Source organism: Serpens gallinarum, from assembly GCF_014836765.1.
Lineage (GTDB): Bacteria > Pseudomonadota > Gammaproteobacteria > Pseudomonadales > Pseudomonadaceae > Serpens > Serpens gallinarum.
Window position 1 is genome coordinate 478864 of sequence record NZ_JACSQG010000001.1, and the last position, 12934, is coordinate 491797.

Annotated in this window: 13 protein-coding genes; 5 read left to right on the forward strand and 8 right to left on the reverse strand. The window is 61.7% G+C overall.

Translation table 11 applies throughout. The features are described 5' to 3' along the window. Positions 1-10: 10 nt before the first annotated feature. From fis to dsbD, 8 genes are all read right to left on the reverse strand, one after another. Entirely contained in the window at positions 11-334 is a 324-nt protein-coding gene (gene fis / locus H9642_RS02190) for a DNA-binding transcriptional regulator Fis (protein WP_251834772.1), read from the reverse strand. Continuing rightward, positions 331-1329, reverse strand: a complete 999-nt coding sequence (dusB, locus tag H9642_RS02195; protein WP_251834773.1) for a tRNA dihydrouridine synthase DusB — start codon at positions 1327-1329, stop codon at positions 331-333. Before dusB ends, fis begins: the two co-directional genes overlap by 4 nt. Positions 1330-1511: 182 nt before the next feature. Next, entirely contained in the window at positions 1512-2702 is a 1191-nt protein-coding gene (locus tag H9642_RS02200) for a DUF3426 domain-containing protein (protein ID WP_251834774.1), read from the reverse strand. Positions 2703-2786: 84 nt separating this feature from the next. Beyond that, a complete protein-coding gene (prmA, locus tag H9642_RS02205; RefSeq protein ID WP_251834775.1) occupies positions 2787-3668 on the reverse strand; it encodes a 50S ribosomal protein L11 methyltransferase in 882 nt (293 codons plus the stop codon). Positions 3669-3774: 106 nt separating this feature from the next. Next, positions 3775-5127: an acetyl-CoA carboxylase biotin carboxylase subunit gene (accC, locus tag H9642_RS02210; protein WP_251834776.1), complete on the reverse strand. Its 1353-nt coding sequence runs from the start codon at positions 5125-5127 to the stop codon at positions 3775-3777. A gap of 17 nt (positions 5128-5144) precedes the next feature. After that, positions 5145-5600 (reverse strand): acetyl-CoA carboxylase biotin carboxyl carrier protein, encoded by a 456-nt coding sequence (gene accB / locus H9642_RS02215; protein ID WP_251834777.1) that lies wholly within the window; start codon positions 5598-5600, stop codon positions 5145-5147. A 23-nt stretch (positions 5601-5623) separates the two neighbouring features. Continuing rightward, positions 5624-6067, reverse strand: a complete 444-nt coding sequence (gene aroQ, locus H9642_RS02220) for a type II 3-dehydroquinate dehydratase (protein ID WP_251834778.1) — start codon at positions 6065-6067, stop codon at positions 5624-5626. Between the two features lie 187 nt (positions 6068-6254). Further along, positions 6255-8018: a protein-disulfide reductase DsbD gene (dsbD, locus tag H9642_RS02225; RefSeq protein ID WP_251834779.1), complete on the reverse strand. Its 1764-nt coding sequence runs from the start codon at positions 8016-8018 to the stop codon at positions 6255-6257. 225 nt (positions 8019-8243) lie between these two features. Between dsbD and H9642_RS02230 the strand changes: the two genes are divergently transcribed. From H9642_RS02230 to mrdA, 5 genes are read left to right on the forward strand one after another with little or no spacing between them, the layout of a single operon-like run. Next, positions 8244-9509 (forward strand): glutamate-5-semialdehyde dehydrogenase, encoded by a 1266-nt coding sequence (locus tag H9642_RS02230; RefSeq protein ID WP_251834780.1) that lies wholly within the window; start codon positions 8244-8246, stop codon positions 9507-9509. After that, positions 9509-10153, forward strand: a complete 645-nt coding sequence (gene nadD, locus H9642_RS02235; RefSeq protein WP_251834781.1) for a nicotinate-nucleotide adenylyltransferase — start codon at positions 9509-9511, stop codon at positions 10151-10153. The genes H9642_RS02230 and nadD overlap by 1 nt, the downstream gene beginning before the upstream one ends. A gap of 22 nt (positions 10154-10175) precedes the next feature. Continuing rightward, a complete protein-coding gene (gene rsfS / locus H9642_RS02240) occupies positions 10176-10535 on the forward strand; it encodes a ribosome silencing factor (protein WP_251834782.1) in 360 nt (119 codons plus the stop codon). A gap of 9 nt (positions 10536-10544) precedes the next feature. Continuing rightward, positions 10545-11012 (forward strand): 23S rRNA (pseudouridine(1915)-N(3))-methyltransferase RlmH, encoded by a 468-nt coding sequence (gene rlmH / locus H9642_RS02245; RefSeq protein ID WP_251834783.1) that lies wholly within the window; start codon positions 10545-10547, stop codon positions 11010-11012. A gap of 12 nt (positions 11013-11024) precedes the next feature. Beyond that, positions 11025-12920, forward strand: a complete 1896-nt coding sequence (gene mrdA / locus H9642_RS02250; protein ID WP_251834784.1) for a penicillin-binding protein 2 — start codon at positions 11025-11027, stop codon at positions 12918-12920. Positions 12921-12934: the final 14 nt, after the last annotated feature.

Here is a 12934-nt window from a genome sequence, read left to right on the forward strand (position 1 = left end):
GGCTTGTGGCTTAAAGAAGGTCGTACTGCTTGAGTTTCTTGCGCAGGGTGCCGCGGTTCAGGCCGAGCAGCTCGGAAGCTTTGGTCTGGTTGCCCTTCACATGATTCATCACAGTTTCCAGCAGCGGGGCTTCCACTTCGGAAAGCACCAGGTTGTACACATCCGTGACGGAGGCGCCCTCGAGATGGGCGAAATAATTTTTCAGCGCCTGCTCCACGCTGCCGCGCAGGGTCGGTTGACCCTCCTCAATAGGCGTGTTCAGGTGCTGTTTCAGGTTGGCTTGCTCACTCACGGGTGTTGTTCCACTTAAAAAGGTCTCGGTCATCGTCGTCATGCGGCCACCTCTTCTTCAGCGTCGATTCGCGCGGCGAAGAATTCTCGAATGCTGGCGCGCTGCGCGTCCGTGTTGTCCAAACGATTGAATTGAGCACGGAACTCCTTGGCGCCCGGCAGGGTTGCCAGGTACCAGCCGACATGCTTGCGGGCGATGCGAACGCCCATGACATCTCCATAGAAAACATGCAGTGCGGCCAGGTGTTCCAGCAGTATGTGTTGCACCTCGATCAGGCCTGGTCCCGGCAACTGCTCGCCGGTTTCCAGAAAATGGGCGATTTCACGAAAAATCCACGGGCGTCCCTGAGCAGCCCGGCCAATCAGCAATCCATCGGCGCCTGTGTGTGCGAGCACCGCGTGGGCCTTGTGCGGTGAGTCGATGTCGCCATTGGCGAACACCGGCATCGACACGGCCTGCTTGATGCTTGCGATGCTGTCGTATTCGGCCTCGCCGGTGTACAGGTCGGCGCGGGTGCGGCCATGCACCGCCAGGGCGGCTATGCCTGCCTGCTCAGCGATCCTCGCTATTGTGATGCCGTTTTTGTTCTGACGATCCCATCCCGTACGTATTTTAAGCGTCACCGGTACATCGACCGCGGCTACCACGGCGGCGAGAATCTCCGCCACCAGTCGCTCGTCTTTCATCAGCGCAGACCCAGCGGCCTTGTTACAGACCTTCTTGGCCGGGCAGCCCATGTTGATGTCGATGATCTGCGCGCCCAATGCGACATTGGCGCGCGCCGCTTCAGCGAGCATGAGCGCGTCGCCGCCGGCGATCTGCACCGAACGCGGCTCGGGATCATCTTCATGAGGCAGGCGCAGGCGTGACTTGCGGCTGTTCCACAGCCGTACGTCGCTGGTGACCATCTCAGACACCACCAGCCCCGCGCCAAAACGCCGGCAAAGCTGGCGGAATGGCTGATCCGTCACGCCCGCCATGGGCGCCAGGATCAAACGGTTGGGCAATGTGTAGGGGCCGATACGTAGCGCTGACATAGGACTTCCCTGCATGGGGCCTGCTGGTTCAGGTCGAATCGGGGACTGCAAAAAAGGGTGGGCATAATACCCGCTCTTCATGAACGGATAAAGGTCGAACTGAACAAATTCTGAGCAGCTTGGGGCTTATCGCCAAGGGTTGTTTTGTGATAAGCGCAGCCCGAAATTGGCTTTAACCACCATCATTCCGGCGAATGAAAGCCCAGGCTGTAGTTCACTGCCTTAGCGCCGGGGTCCAGGATGTCCAGCGAAATGTGGATCGGCGTTTGAGGTGGCATTTCCCGCTGACCGGCCAATTCGCCACTCAGGTACTCGCTGGGCTTGAAGCGCCGGCTGGCCAGCAATTGGCCGTTGATATCGGAGAAGCGCATTTCCAGCAGTGGGAAGGGTTGTGCGAAGGCGGCGCGGTTATACAGGATCGCATCCACAATCAGCGCGCCGGTATAACGTGGGTGGCTGCGCACCACCAGGTTGCTGCTCTTGATCTGGGTAATGTCCACCTTGGACGGCAGGCTGCAGCCCACCAGCGGACACAGCTGCTCGAACCAGGGGCGGTAGCGGTCCTGACGTGCCAGTTCTGCATAGTGGTAGTAGACATACTGCGCGGCCAGACCCAGCAGGGCGAGCAGGATCAACAAGCTCCAGCCAATCCAGCGTCCCCAGGGTTTCTTCGGGCGTTGCCATTCCAGTTGCAAGGGAGGTTCATTGAGCTGATCCAGGCCGCCCTCGTAGTGGCGGGCGGACAAATCGCCGTCAGGCTGGGCGTGCATGGACTCGAGCTTGGGCGTGGTGGAGCTGGAGCGCGCACCACGTGTGGGTGCCTCAGGTTCCAGCTCGCCCAGCGCAGGCTCGATGTGCAGCTCGCGGCGGGCTTTGCTGTCGGTCGTTTCGTCGAGCAGGGCCTCGGCCCAAGCCTCGTCATCCGTTATCGGGGCGTCCGGCGCGTCATCGAATGAGGGCTCGTCGGTGGCGTGCAGAGAGAGGAACTGCTGAGAAAGTTGATGTTCCTCCTGTTCCAGGCGCTCCAGCTCTCGATCCAGGTCCATGTCGCCCAGGTCTAGGTCATCATGGATGCGCAGGTCATCCTCCACGGGATTGCGTGGTGCTGCCGGGGTAGCCGTCGGGGCAGGCGGGGAAACGCCCGGGGCGGCTGGTTTGGTTTGCGCAGCGGACTTGGCCGTGGTCGTCGTGGTAGGCCTGGACGCCGGAGCTGGGACTTGAATCGCAGCGTCGCCGAGGACCTGGCGGGCGGCATTGAACACATGGAGACATGCGCCGCAGCGAACCGCGCCATGGGCAGCGCCCAACTGCGCGCGGCTGACGCGAAAGCTGGTTCGGCAATGGGGGCACTGGGCGACGAATGTCTCGGTCATGGAACAATCCGCTGAAAACAGGGGCGTCTAGTCTAGCGCAAGCTCCCAGGCTGGTGGTCAGGGCCTGGGGGAACATCTGATCGTTCAGCCGTGACGCACGCCGCTGATCCGCACCCAGCCGACTTGTTCTGCGGTGGGATCGAGATTGAAGTCTGCAGCATAGGCGGCGCGCACCTCTTCGGCCTGTTCGGCGAGGATACCGGACAGCGCCAGCCGCCCGCCCGTCTTGACCAGGGAGGTGATCTGCGGCGCCAAGGCGACCAGCGGCCCGGCAAGAATGTTGGCGACGACGACGTCAGCCTGTTCCTGGGGCAGGTTCTCGGGCAGGTAGACCGGGAAGCGCGCCGGGTCGATGCCGTTACGGGTGGCGTTGTCGCGCGAGGCTTCTACGGCTTGCGGATCGATGTCCGTGCCGACTGCGTGCTCTGCGCCCAAAAGCAGGGCGGCAATGGCCAGGATGCCCGAGCCACAACCGAAGTCGAGCACCGTACAACCCTCCAGTGCCTGACTGTCCAGCCATTGCAGGCACAGTGCAGTGGTCGGATGGGTGCCGGTGCCAAAGGCCAGTCCCGGATCGAGCAGCAGGTTGACGGCGTCGGGCTCGGGTGCTTCGTGCCAGCTCGGTACGATCCACAGGCGACGACCGAAGCGCATGGGCTGGAAATTGTCCATCCAGCTGCGTTCCCAGTCCTGATCCTCTATGCGTTCGATGTGGTGCTCCGGAAGCGGGTCACCGGTCAGCAGGCGCAGGTGGGCGACGACCTGGTCGGCATCGGCATCGCCTTCGAACAGCGCGAGCAGGTGGGTGTGGCTCCACAGCGGCGTGGTACCCAGGTCCGGTTCGAATATCGGCTGATCCTCGGCGTCCATGAAGGTGACCGAGACGGCGCCGACTTCGAGTAGCGCATCCTCGTAGGTCTCCGCCTGGTCAGGGGTGATGGCGAGACGGACTTGTAGCCAGGGCATAAAAACCTCGTTGTAAAACGGCTGAAGGCTGGAAAGCTGGACGAAAGGGGGATTATCCGCTTTTCCGTCCGGCCATCCAGCCTTCAGCGCTTTTGTCGACTTTTGCTTAGTGCTTGTCCATCCCCAGCTTCTTTTCCAGGTAGTGGATATTCACACCACCCTTGCAGAAGCCTTCGTCACGGGTCAGATCGCGGTGCAGCGGCACGTTGGTCTTGATCCCGTCGATTACGATTTCGTCCAGGGCATTGCGCATGCGCGCCATGGCTTCGTCGCGGGTGGCACCGTAGGTGATGATCTTGCCGATCAGCGAGTCGTAGTTCGGCGGTACGGCATAGCCGCTGTACAGGTGCGAGTCGACGCGCACGCCGTTGCCGCCTGGCGCGTGATAGTGCTTGATCTTGCCCGGGCTGGGCATAAAGGTCGCCGGGTCTTCGGCGTTGATCCGGCACTCCAGCGCATGGCCACGAATCACCACGTCTTGCTGCTTGATCGACAGCTTGTTGCCGGCGGCGATGCTGAGCATCTCCTTGACGATGTCGAAGCCGGTGACCATTTCGGTGATCGGGTGCTCGACCTGCACGCGCGTATTCATCTCGATGAAGTAGAAACGGCCGTCTTCATAGAGGAACTCGAACGTGCCAGCGCCCCGGTAGCCGATCTCGATGCAGGCATCGACACAGCGCTTGAGCACTTCGGCGCGGGCCTTTTCGTCGATGAACGGCGCAGGCGCTTCTTCCAGAACCTTCTGGTGACGACGCTGCAGCGAGCAGTCGCGATCGCCCAGGTGAATGGCGTTGCCCTGCCCGTCGGAGAGTACCTGGATTTCCACGTGACGCGGATTGCCGAGGAACTTCTCCAGATAGACCATCGGGTTGCCGAACGCAGCACCAGCTTCGGTGCGGGTCAGCTTGGCCGACTTGATCAGGTCTTCTTCCTTGTGCACCACGCGCATACCGCGACCACCGCCGCCGCCGGCGGCCTTGATGATCACCGGATAGCCCACTTCACGGGCGATGCGCAGGGCTTCCTGCTCATCTTCCGGCAGCGGGCCGTCGGAGCCGGGCACCACAGGTACGCCGGATTTGATCATCGCGTTCTTGGCGGACACCTTGTCGCCCATCAGGCGGATGGTCTCGGCTTTCGGCCCAACGAAGGCGAAGCCGGAGCGTTCGACCTGTTCGGCAAAGTCGGCGTTTTCAGCCAGGAAGCCGTAGCCCGGGTGGATCGCTGTGGCGCCAGTGACTTCGGCGGCAGCAATGATGGCCGGGATGGACAGGTAAGACTGGGCAGCGTTCGCTGGGCCGATGCACACCGACTCGTCGGCCAGCGACAAGTGCATCAGCTCACGGTCCGCGGTGGAGTGTACCGCCACGGTCTTGATACCCAGTTCCTTGCAGGCACGCAGGATACGCAGGGCGATCTCGCCGCGGTTGGCAATCAGAACTTTTTCCAGCTGCATCGCAGGTTCCCCGCGCATCAAACGATGGTGAACAGCGGCTGGTCGAATTCTACCGGCTGACCGTTCTCCATCAGGATGGATTCAATGACGCCACTGGCTTCAGCTTCGATGTGGTTCATCATTTTCATCGCTTCGACGATGCACAGGATGTCGCCCTTCTTCACGGTCTGGCCGACTTCAACGAAGTTGGCCGAGGTCGGCGAAGAGGCGCGATAGAAGGTGCCGACCATGGGCGAGCGGACCACGTGGCCGTTCAGCTTGGGTGCGGCCGGCGCAGCGTCGGCAACCGGAGCGGCGGCCGGCGCAGCGGCCGGAGCGGCAACTTGAGCAGGCGCTTGAGCGTAGACGGTCTGAGCGACCTTATTGTTGTGGCGACTGATGCGGACGGACTCTTCGCCTTCGCGAATTTCCAGTTCGTCGATACCGGACTCTTCCAGCAGCTCGATCAGTTTCTTGACTTTACGGATATCCATTAAGCAATCACTCCCAAGTGGGGTCAGGGGCGTTCAAGGTGTTCTAGTGCCGCCTCCAGGGCCAAGCGATAACCGCTGGCGCCGAGACCGCAAATCACTCCCACCGCAATGTCGGAGAAGTAGGAGTGATGCCGGAAAGGTTCACGTTTATGTACGTTGGACAGGTGAACTTCGATGAATGGGATGCTCACCGCCAGCAGCGCGTCACGTAATGCGACGCTTGTGTGCGTAAAAGCGGCCGGGTTGATGATGATGAACTGCACGCCTTCGCCTTGGGCGGCGTGGATGCGGTCGATCAACTGATACTCGGCATTGCTCTGCAGATGGCTGAGGGTATGGCCGGCGCTGTGTGCGCGTTGCTCGAGGTCCTGATTGATCTGCTCGAGGGTGACAGCCCCATAAAGCCCGGGCTCACGCGTGCCGAGCAGGTTGAGATTGGGGCCGTGCAGCACCAGTAAGCTGGCCATGGGAATCCTTGTCACGGTGGAAAGCGGTGAAATATGCCGGCAAAGGTGGGTGGCTGTCTAGATAAGAACAGTAGGCCGCCGATTGGTGGGGGTTTGCCGAAATTGTCAGGAAAATGGATCTTTTGTCGAAGGGCGCGACCGCCTGGTCAGCGATGCGCCGGTGACGATGGGTCAATAACCGCCTCACTCAGAAGCGGCTATTCGCCTGGCGCAGACGTGCGGCAAAGCTGGCCGCGTCGGTTTCGCCGACGGTGCGCAGATCCTGCCATTCCTCTCCGGTAGGCGCGAACAATTGCAGCGCCGGTGGGCCAAACAGCTGGTAGCGATCGAGTAGGGCACGTTGTGACGCATCGCTGCGGGTAATGTCAAAGCGCACCAGTTGATAGCCGGTGAGGTGCTCGCGGACCTTTGGCGCTTCCAGCACTTCCCGCTCTATAACCTTGCAACTGATGCACCAGTCGGCATACCAGTCGAGCAGCAGTGGCTGATCGGCATTCTTCGCCGCGAGCAGGGCAGCGTCGAGCGCAGCCGGCGTGTCCAGCATTTGCCAGCCATTGCCCGGGGACGAAAGCGTGGCGGTCTGTATCTCCATGCGACCAAGCGGACGCAGGGGATCGGACTCGCCCTGCAGGGCGCCGATCCAGGCACTCAGGCCGTACACCAGCAGTGCCAGGCCGGCCAGTTGGGCGATTTTCTGCTTGCCCGGCTTGGGGATGAACTCCAGCGCGCCCAGCCACAGCGCCGTGCCGGCCGCCAGCAAACCCCACAGTGCCAACGCCGCTGGGCCGGGTAGCACGCGCTCCAGCAGCCATACCGAAACCGTTAGCAGTAGCACGCCAAAGGCATTGCGCACGGTCACCATCCAGGTGCCGGACCTGGGCAGAAGGGCACCGCCGCCCACGGCGAACAGCACTAGCGGTGTGCCCATTCCCAAGCCCAGGGCGAACAGCTTGAGCCCGCCACCAAGGGCATCGCCACTGACGCTGATGTAGAGCAGGGCGGCGACCAGTGGAGCGGATACACAAGGCGACACCAGCAGACTGGACAGCACGCCCAGCAGCGCCGCGCCCCACAACGAGCCGCCGCGGGTATTGCTGGCCAGTTTATCCAGCGGTTCGCTGATGACGCGGGGCAGGCGCAGCTCGAACGTGCCGAACATGGCCAGGGCGAAGGCTGCGAAAAAAGCAGCAAAGGGCACGAGAATCCAGGGAGATTGCAGGCGCGCCTGCAAATTCAGGCCGGCACCAAACACACCCATCAGCGCGCCAAGCAAGGCGAAACAGGCCGCCATCGGCAGCACATAAGCTACCGACAGGCTGAGGCCGCGCATCCCGCCGATCTGCCCGCGCAAAACGACACCGGAGAGAATGGGCAGCATCGGCAGTACGCACGGGGTGAAGGTCAGGCCCAAGCCGGCCAGAAAGAACAACGCCAAATCGCCCCAGCTCCAGGCCTGTGCCTCACCCGCTGCGTCGGCTGGGGCATCGCCGATGCTGAACGCACGGGTTTCCGGGGGATAACACAGGCCCAAATCGGCGCAGCCCTGATAGCCCACGCTGAGGGTAAACGGCAGGTTTTGCGGGTTGTCCACAGGCACGACAATGTCCGTCACGCCGTAATACACCTCGACATCGCCAAAAAATTCATCGGTCTTGGCAGTTCCGGCAGGCAATTGCGGGTTGCCAATCGTCACGCCTGGCTGGTCACTGTTGAACGTGAAGCGATGCTGGTACAGGTAATAGCCATCGGCATTGATAAAACGCAGGTGAGCGCTGCCGTCATCGGCGGCCTCGCTAAGCTCAAGCCGAAAGGCTTTGTCCACCGGCAGAAAATCCTGGCTATTGTTCAGTGCGCCACCGGACAAAGCGGAGGGTGGGCGAGGGGCGTCGAACAGGCCGGCACTGGCGGGCAGGGTGAACAGCAGTAGCAGGCATAACAGCAGGCGGGGCATGGGGATCTCGCAGGCGGAAACTGCCGGCATGATAACCAACTTGTTCGTCAGCGTCAGATGACTACTGGCCGCAGGGCGTTACAACTATTGCGAAATGCTGCTTACAGTGGGTCGCAATCAGCGTCTGGCGCTAAGATGATTGGGCGTGTGCACGGCGCGCTGTGCTTGACAAGCCGGCACGGCTATAATCTGCCGCTTTCTCCGACTCTTTCCAGATCCGAAGCCATGACCGACTCCGTGCTCGACTATATGACCCGCCTGGGCCGCGCCGCGCGCGAGGCCTCGCGAGTGACTGCGCGTGCTACTACGGCGCAGAAGAATAATGCCCTGTTGGCCGTCGCGCGCGCCCTTGATGGCGCCCGTGTCGAGTTGCTGGCTGCCAATGAGAAGGATTTGGCTGCCGGTCGTGCTTCCGGCCTGGACGACGCCATGCTCGACCGCCTGGCGCTGACGCCAGCACGTATCGATGAGATGATCGAAGGCCTGCGCCAAGTTGCTGCGCTGCCTGATCCGATCGGTTCGATCCGTGACATGCGCTATATGCCGTCCGGCATTCAGGTCGGCAAGATGCGTGTCCCATTGGGAGTGATCGGCATCGTCTACGAGTCGCGGCCCAACGTGACCATTGACGCTGCCAGCCTGTGTCTGAAGTCAGGCAATGCCACCATTTTGCGGGGCGGCTCCGAGGCGATTCATTCCAATCAAGCGATTGCCCGCTGCATTCAGCTGGGCTTGGCCGAGGTTGGCCTGCCGGCGGCGTGCGTGCAGGTGGTGGAAACCACGGACCGTGCCGCCGTGGGCGCGCTGATCACCATGCCGGAGTTCGTCGACGTCATCGTGCCGCGCGGCGGCAAAGGGCTGATCGAGCGCATCAGTCGCGATGCCAAGGTGCCGGTGATCAAACATCTGGACGGTGTCTGCCACGTGTACATCGACGTCGCTGCCGACCTGGACAAGGCCATTCGCGTCGCTGACAACGCCAAGACTCAGCGCTATGCGCCGTGCAATGCCATGGAAACCCTGTTGGTGCATGCCGATGTAGCGGACCGGGTATTGCCGCCGCTGGCTTCGGTCTATCGCGATAAGCAGGTTGAGTTGCGCGGGTGCGAACGTACCCGCGAGCTGCTGGGCAGCGATGTGCGGGAAGCCGTTGAGGACGACTGGTTCGCCGAATACAACGCACCGATTCTGGCGATTCGCGTGGTCGATTCGCTTGAGCAGGCCGTCGAGCACATCAACCATTACGGCTCGCACCATACCGATTCGATCATCACCGAAAATTTCAGTGATGCGCGGCGTTTTCTCACTGAGGTGGATTCCAGTTCGGTGATGATCAATGCTTCGACCCGTTTTGCCGACGGCTTCGAATATGGCCTGGGGGCGGAGATCGGCATTTCCACCGATAAGCTGCATGCGCGTGGTCCGGTCGGCCTGGACGGCCTGACCAGTGAAAAATACGTGGTCTTTGGCGACGGGCATACCCGCAGCTGATGACACGGCGCATCGGTATTCTGGGCGGCACCTTTGATCCGGTGCACATAGGACACCTGCGCGGAGCGCTGGAGGTCGCGGAGCTGCTCGACCTTGATGAGGTGCGGTTGACTCCCAGCGCCCGCCCGCCCCATCGGGGTACGCCGCAGGTGTCTGCCGAAGACCGGCTGGCCATGGTGCAATGTGCCGTCCAGGGCGTCACGCCACTGACGGTGGATGACCGTGAACTGCGCAGGGACAAGCCGTCCTACACCGTTGATACGCTGCTTTCACTGCGCCAGGAGTTGGCGGTCCACGATCAACTGTTTCTCCTGCTGGGCTGGGATGCCTTTTGCGGGCTGCCCAGCTGGCATCGCTGGGAAGAACTGCTCGACCATTGCCATATCCTCGTGTTGCAACGGCCGGACGCCGACAGCGAGGCGCCCGATGAACTGCGCAACTTGCTGGCCGGGCGCAGTGTCAGTGACCCACTGACGCTGAATGGTCCGGGCGGGCAAATCTCGTTTATCTGGCAAACGCCGCTGGAAGTCTCCGCCACGCAATTGCGTGAGCGGCTGGCCAGCGGCAGATCGATCCGTTTTCTGGTGCCCGATGCGGTACTGGCATACATACACGCGCATGGGCTGTACCCTGCGTCGAACTGAACCTTAAGTGAAGAGTTTCCGAATGCAAAACGAACAACTGGTCCAGCTGGCGGTCGCCGCCCTGGAAGATATGAAGGCCCAGGACGTCACCGTTATCGATGTGCGCGGCAAGACCAGCGTCACCGACTTCATGGTGATTGCCAGTGGTTCTTCCAGCCGTCACGTCAAGTCGCTGGCCGACAATGTCCTTGAGAAGGTCAAGGAGCAAGGTGTGCGCCCGATCGGCTGTGAAGGCATGGAAGGCGGCGAGTGGGTGCTGCTCGATCTGGGCGATGTGGTAGTGCATACCATGCAAACGGCCACGCGCGAGTTCTACGACCTGGAGCGCCTGTGGCGCGGTGCGGAGCAAAGCCGCGCACAGCACGGCACCGACGCGGAATAAGCCGCAGCCGTGCGAATCAAACTGATTGCGGTCGGCTCGCGCATGCCGCGCTGGGTGGAAGATGGCTGGCATGAATATGCCAAGCGCCTGCCGCCCGAACTGCCGCTGGAACTGGTGGAGATTCCGTTGCACACCCGCGGCAAGAATGCCGACGTGGCGCGGCTGATCCGTCAGGAAGGCGAGGCCATGTTGGCCAAGGTGCAACCGGGCGAACGCATCGTCACCCTTGAGGTACATGGCAAGCCCTGGAGTACCGAGCAACTGGCGGCTGAGCTGGAACGCTGGCGTCTCGAAGCGCGCAATGTCAATCTGATGGTTGGTGGGCCCGAGGGCCTGGCGCCAGAAGTATGCGCGCGCAGTGAGCAGCGTTGGTCGTTGTCGCCCTTGACCTTGCCGCATCCGCTGGTGCGCATTCTGCTCGGCGAGCAGATCTATCGCGCCTGGACCGTCCTCAACGGGCATCCTTATCACAAGTAGTCAGCCGTAACGATGCCGCACTCGATCCCCCTGCATGACCACGAACGCAACACCCGCCTGGTGCGGCGGCGCATGCTCGTGGGCGCCGCCTGTGTCGTGGTGCTGACCCTGCTGCTGATTGCGCGGATGTTTTATCTGCAGGTGATCCAGTTTGAGCATCACACCACCCTGTCGGAGAACAACCGTGTTCACGTGCAGCCCGTGCCGCCAACGCGCGGGCTGATTTATGACCGTAACGGGATTTTGCTGGCTGATAACCGACCGAGTTTCAGCCTGACGGTCACGCGTGAGCGGGCCGGTGACTGGGAAGATGTGTTGGACCGCATCGTCGCGGTGCTGCAGCTGGGCGATGAAGAACGTCAGTTGTTCGAGAAGCGCGTGCGCCAGGGGCGCCGGCCCTTCGAGCCGGTGCCGATCATGTTCGAGCTGTCCGAAGAGCAGATTGCCCGCATCGCGGTCGATCAGTTCCGTTTGCCTGGAGTCGAAGTCGCCGCGCAATTGGTTCGTTATTACCCCCAGCAAGAACACTTCGCTCATTCGGTCGGCTATGTCGGGCGCATCAACGAGCAGGAACTCAAGCGTCTCGACACGGTTAATTACAGCGGCACGCACCATATCGGCAAAACCGGCATCGAGCGTTTTTACGAGGATCAGTTGCACGGTCAGGTCGGCTACGAAGAAGTCGAAACCAATGCCCGGGGACGTGTGTTGCGCGTGCTCAAGCGCACCCCGCCGCAGCCCGGCAAGGATCTGGTGCTCAGTCTGGATGTGCACCTGCAGGCCGCAGCCGAAGAGGCGTTGGCCGGGCGCCGAGGCGCAGTGGTGGCTCTGGAGCCGGCTACCGGTGAAGTGCTGGCCATCGTCAGTCAGCCCAGCTTTGACCCCAACCTGTTCGTCACCGGCATCAGTTTCAAGAAGTACGCGGAGCTCAGCGAGTCCATTGATCGTCCGCTGTACAACCGCGTGTTGCGTGGTCTGTATCCGCCGGGCTCGACCATCAAGCCGATGGTGGCAGTCGCCGGGCTGGACAGCGGCACAGTTACGCCGGACACCAAGATATTCGACCCCGGTTATTTCCAGTTGCCCAATCACAGTCACCGTTACCGTAACTGGAACCGTTATGGAGATGGCTGGGTCAGTCTGGAGCTGGCGGTTGCCCGCTCCAATGACACCTATTTTTATGAGTTGGCCCACAAGATGGGCATCGACGAGTTACATCGTTACATGTCGGCTTTCGGCTTCGGCAAGCGCGTGTCCCTGGACATGTTCGAAGAAACCGCAGGCTTGATGCCGTCGCGCGAATGGAAACAGGCGCGCTATCGCCAGGTCTGGTTCCCGGGCGAAACCGTTATTCTCGGCATCGGTCAGGGCTACATGCAGTCCACACCCCTGCAGCTGGCTCAGGCGACTTCGCTGATGGCCACGCGAGGCAAGTGGATTCGACCGCATCTGGCAAAAAGTGTCGGTGGTGTGCCAACGGTGGATCCCAATCCATTTCCGGACATCGAATTGAAAAATCCCCGCTTTTGGGAAGAGGGGCGTCGCGCCATGGAGGCGGTGGTCCACGGGGCCCGTGGCACTGCCCGCAGAGTGGGCCTGGATGCGCCTTACCGGATCGCCGGCAAAAGCGGTACGGTTCAGGTGGTGGCCATTGCACAAGGCGAAAAATATGACCGAGAAAAGCTTGATGAACGGCATCGTGACCACGCACTGTTTGTCGCCTACGCACCGGCTGACGACCCACAGATCGCCGTGGCGGTAATGGTCGAGAACGGCGAGTCGGGCTCTGGGGTGGCCGGTCCGGTGGCGCGCCAGGTGATGGATGCCTGGCTGCTGGGTGAAGACGGTCGCCTCAAGCCTCAGTTTGCCCCGCCGCAACCCGCCGAGGTGGTTCGCCGTGTTCAATGAGTTTGACCGTACCC